Genomic DNA, 4154 nt, shown 5'->3' with positions numbered 1-4154 from the left:
TGTTCTTCACGCTCACGAACAACAAAGGCTTTTTCACCATCAACAATCACTTCAGCCGGGCGGCAACGAGAGTTATAGTTTGAACTCATTGTTGCACCATAAGCACCGGCGCTGCGTACCATCAGGTAATCACCTTCAGCTAATGCTAATTGTCGCTCTTTACCTAAAAAATCACCCGTTTCACAGATAGGACCAACGATATCATAAGTGCGTAATGGACGAGTTGCGGAATCAAGCAAGTTATTATTAAGTGGAATGATATTTTGCCAAGCACTATACAACGCTGGGCGAATAAGATCGTTCATTCCCGCATCAACAATGGCAAAGTTTTTATGATCGTTGATTTTTAAAAATTCAACTTTGGTTACTAATGCCCCGGCGTTGGCCATAATTGCACGACCAGGTTCAAAAATAAGTTTCAGCTTGCGCTCACCCATTTTGTTTATAATGGCATTCATATATTCCGTTGGCGCTGGCGGTGTTTCTTTATCGTAAGGCACACCTAAACCGCCGCCTAAATCAAGGTGGGAAATACTAATACCTTGCTCTTCTAGTTGATCGATCAACTCTAATAATTTATCTAATGCTTCCAGGAAAGGTTCTATTTCAGTTAATTGCGAACCAATATGACAATCAACCCCTTTTACATCAATAAACTCAAGTTCATTGGCAAGATGGTAAACCGTTGAAGCTTGCTCTATTTCAATACCGAATTTATTCTCTTTTAGTCCGGTTGAAATATAAGGGTGCGTGCCAGCATCAATATTTGGGTTAATACGAATTGAGATTGGCGCTTTTGTATTTAAGCTCTCTGCGACAGAGTTAATTCGGTATAGCTCTGAAATAGATTCAATATTAAAACAGTAAATATCTGCTTGTAATGCGGTGGCAATTTCAACTTCGGTTTTACCCACACCAGAGAAAACAACTTTTTTCGGATCGCCTCCTGCCTGGATAACGCGCAGTAGTTCTCCAACTGAAACAATATCAAAGCCTGAGCCCAAACGTGCCATCAGGTTTAAAACCCCCAGGTTTGAATTGGCTTTTACGGCATAACAGATAAGGTGAGGGTGCTCACCCGCGGCTTTATCAAAACCATTCCAATGACGTTCAATGGTTGCACGAGAATAAATATAAGCTGGCGTACCTGCTTTTTCGATAACTTGCTCAACAGGTAGTCCTTCAACAAAAAGACGACCATCATTTTGATAATTAAAGTGATCCAATTTTAAATCCTTTTTATTTGCTTAAATATAGTTAGTAACCTAGCGACTAAGAAGCTTAATAGCGATAGGGAAAGTTAAACGTTGTGCTTTCTATCACTTGCTTGTCGTTGTATTTTCAGAACTGTTATCTGGGTTTTCTTCTGTTGCACTCTCTGAGTTGTTTTCAGAGTTATCTTGCTCTGTTTGTTCTTGGCCCGATTGTGATTCTGCTTTTTCATCCACTGGCGCAACGGCTGACACCGGTTGTGTTACCGGCGCTCGGTAAAGCGGGCCTTTCATGCCGCAACCTATTAATAAACTTGAAAAAAGGAATGTAACTATTAATAACTTGATATTTTTCATGCCTTACCTTGGTTAATTATTTTTAGCGCTCGATAGCCAAACCTCTTGGAATGACTGAATTGTACATTTTCAAATAGTTTGAGTATATAATCTCACTTCATTGTTCAAAAGCAAAGGGCAAGTAAGATGAATGATAGTGAATTTCAACAATTAGCTGACAAGCTTTATCAAAAAATAGAAGATAAGATCGAAGAATCCGGTGCAGATGTGGATTATGACCAAAATGGCGGCTTGTTAACACTGGAGTTTGAAAACCGCGTCAAGTTCATTATTAATCGTCAGCAACCACTGCATCAAATTTGGTTGGCCACCCTAGAAAATGGTCATCATTATGATTATAAAGAGGAAAAATGGATTGATGATCGTAGTGGGGATGAATTTTTAAGTTTTTTGTCTGCTGCTATTTTTAAACAATGCCAAGAAAAGGTGGTTTTTAGTTAACCACCTAGGAAATGTGCTTTATTCTTTGTGCATAGAGTGATGCCTGATTATTAAACAATACGCAGAAAACACCCCTGTTAATATTGTTAAAACCCAGTTGTGGTAAGCACTGTATCCTTGAATAATGATATCAAACAGTATAAATAATGCTAAGGTTAAAAATGTGCTTTTCATTACTTCGCTAATTATTACTTTGCTGTAATTCATGGCAATTATCTCCTGTTGCATTTAAATAACAGCTATAAATGTAGAGCATTTATTAAATGAAAAAAAGGAAATGTCAGATCTGAAACTGTTCTTTTTTTAAGCATGAAAATAATTGTTTGTTTTAAAATGTTTTTTTTATTGAATACAAAAATAATAGTTTTTTTATTGCGATATAAGCGTTGTTTTTACAAATTTCAGCTGGATATGTTGACATTAGTTAATAAACAATCACTTATAAAAATAGCGCGGTTTAATTTATTATTGCGTTATTTTTATTTTCAGATTATTTATTTGATAAACGCTAGAATACACACACTAAAATTTAATAGGACTGGTTATGTTTAAATTGTTTTTCGTCTATCCTTTTGTTGCATTGATACTGTTCTGGCTAGCCAGTGACGTTGAGATTGGTGCGTCGGTATATTCCTTTGATGATAATTATATTTCGATTGAATTTCCGAAAAAACAGTTTCGTTCCGAAGAGAACCAAGATCCTTGGTATAGTTTTTACTGGAATGCGGAATCCGCTCGTGATGAATTGAAAGCTATCAATGATGCTGTGGTTGAATAAATATGAAAACGGTTGTATTTCCCGGCTCTTTTGATCCGGTAACTAACGGGCATCTTGATCTGTTAAGCAGAGCAAGCAAACTGGCACAGCGAGTTGTTGTAGCTGTGGCGGTCAATACCAGTAAAAAACCACTGTTTAGTTTAGAGGAGCGTTGTGCTTTGTTGGAAGAGGCAACTGCAGATATCCCGGGTATCGAAGTGATTCCCTTTTCCGGATTGCTTGCCGATTTTGCTGTCGAGCAACAGGCGCAGGCTTTGATTCGGGGGATCAGAGGAGCGACAGATGCTGATTATGAAGTGCAACTTTCACAGGTCAATAAAACCTTAAACCCTCTCTTGGAAACTATTCTTTTACCTGCAAATGCCAGAACTGGGTTTATCTCATCAACCGTTGTTAAAGAAGTATTCAAGCATAATGGTGATATTCATTCGTTTGCTCCGCTATGCGTTAAAAAAGCATTATTAACAAAACAAGCTAATAATAGTTAACTCTATATGCAGATATAACATCCCTTTCTATACTTATTAAACTAAGTTGCAGAAAGGGCTGTCTTTATGTCTGACTATCAAAATGAAATCTGTCGTTATGTCAATCATCTTGGTGAACGTTGCCATGCACCTTCTCACTCATCCGAGTTTTGTTACTGGCATGATCATGCAACGGATAAGTCAAACCCTGATACAGCCACAAAATTAGAAGCATATGCGCGCAGTGGCGGCATGATGCATGGCATCTCTTTAAAAAATGCAAATTTAGAAAATTTAAATCTGGTTAATCACGGTTGTAAACAAGGTTTTGATCTAACTGGTGCAGATTTATATAGGGCAAATTTAAAAGGTGCGCATCTCTTTAATATTGTTTTAATCCGCGCAAGTTTAATGAAAACCGATCTTTCACACGCCAACATTCATTGCGCACACCTTGAAGAGTGTAATTTATTGGGGGTTAAATTTAATAAAACAAAAATTGAGCATATTAAAACAGGGAAAACAATCATCCAAGAAAGCAGTGCTAAAGCGTTAGAGGCACAAGGTGAGCACAAGCAAGCCTATGATTATTATGAACAAGCGGAAGAGGTTTACCGTAACTTACGTAAAACCAGTGAAAGCCAAGGTTTATTTACCTTAGCGGGACCCTATTTACGTAAAGAGTTGACCATGCGTCGTTATCAGCAACCACCTTATTCAATGAGCCGTTTGTATTCTAAAGTTGTTGATCTCTTTTGTGGTTATGGTGAAGACCCTTTACGGGTGATCTTTTTTTCATGGGTGTTGATTTTTATAAGTAGCCTTTTTTATTATCTTTTTGGTTTACGTTTTGCGGGCGAATATCAGGTTTTTTCGCTACAAAGTAGTTTAGAGCAGAAC

The 4154-nt window shown here is 37.5% G+C and carries 6 protein-coding genes; 4 read left to right on the top strand and 2 right to left on the bottom strand.

Annotated elements, in window-relative coordinates; genetic code table 11:
- Together lysA and lptM are read right to left on the bottom strand one after the other, a co-directional pair.
- The coding region (gene lysA, locus AC4GME_RS16790) for a diaminopimelate decarboxylase (protein ID WP_490379825.1) at positions 1-1226 on the bottom strand (1226 nt) is incomplete at its 3' end.
- A 93-nt stretch (positions 1227-1319) separates the two neighbouring features.
- Positions 1320-1568 (bottom strand): LPS translocon maturation chaperone LptM, encoded by a 249-nt coding sequence (gene lptM / locus AC4GME_RS16785; protein WP_490378424.1) that lies wholly within the window; start codon positions 1566-1568, stop codon positions 1320-1322.
- A 126-nt stretch (positions 1569-1694) separates the two neighbouring features.
- On the opposite strand from lptM, the gene cyaY reads away from it, so the two are divergent.
- The 4 genes from cyaY to AC4GME_RS16765 all read left to right on the top strand — a co-directional run.
- Entirely contained in the window at positions 1695-2009 is a 315-nt protein-coding gene (gene cyaY, locus AC4GME_RS16780; RefSeq protein ID WP_490378425.1) for an iron donor protein CyaY, read from the top strand.
- Positions 2010-2553: 544 nt separating this feature from the next.
- Positions 2554-2787 (top strand): hypothetical protein, encoded by a 234-nt coding sequence (locus tag AC4GME_RS16775; protein WP_490379824.1) that lies wholly within the window; start codon positions 2554-2556, stop codon positions 2785-2787.
- A 2-nt stretch (positions 2788-2789) separates the two neighbouring features.
- Positions 2790-3275, top strand: coding sequence for a pantetheine-phosphate adenylyltransferase (coaD, locus tag AC4GME_RS16770; RefSeq protein WP_490379823.1), 486 nt, complete (start codon positions 2790-2792; stop codon positions 3273-3275).
- 66 nt (positions 3276-3341) lie between these two features.
- The coding region (locus tag AC4GME_RS16765) for a pentapeptide repeat-containing protein (RefSeq protein ID WP_490379822.1) at positions 3342-4154 on the top strand (813 nt) is incomplete at its 3' end.

It is taken from the genome of Psychromonas sp. (assembly GCF_983033635.1).
This window is presented reverse-complemented; position numbering and strand designations above follow the sequence as displayed.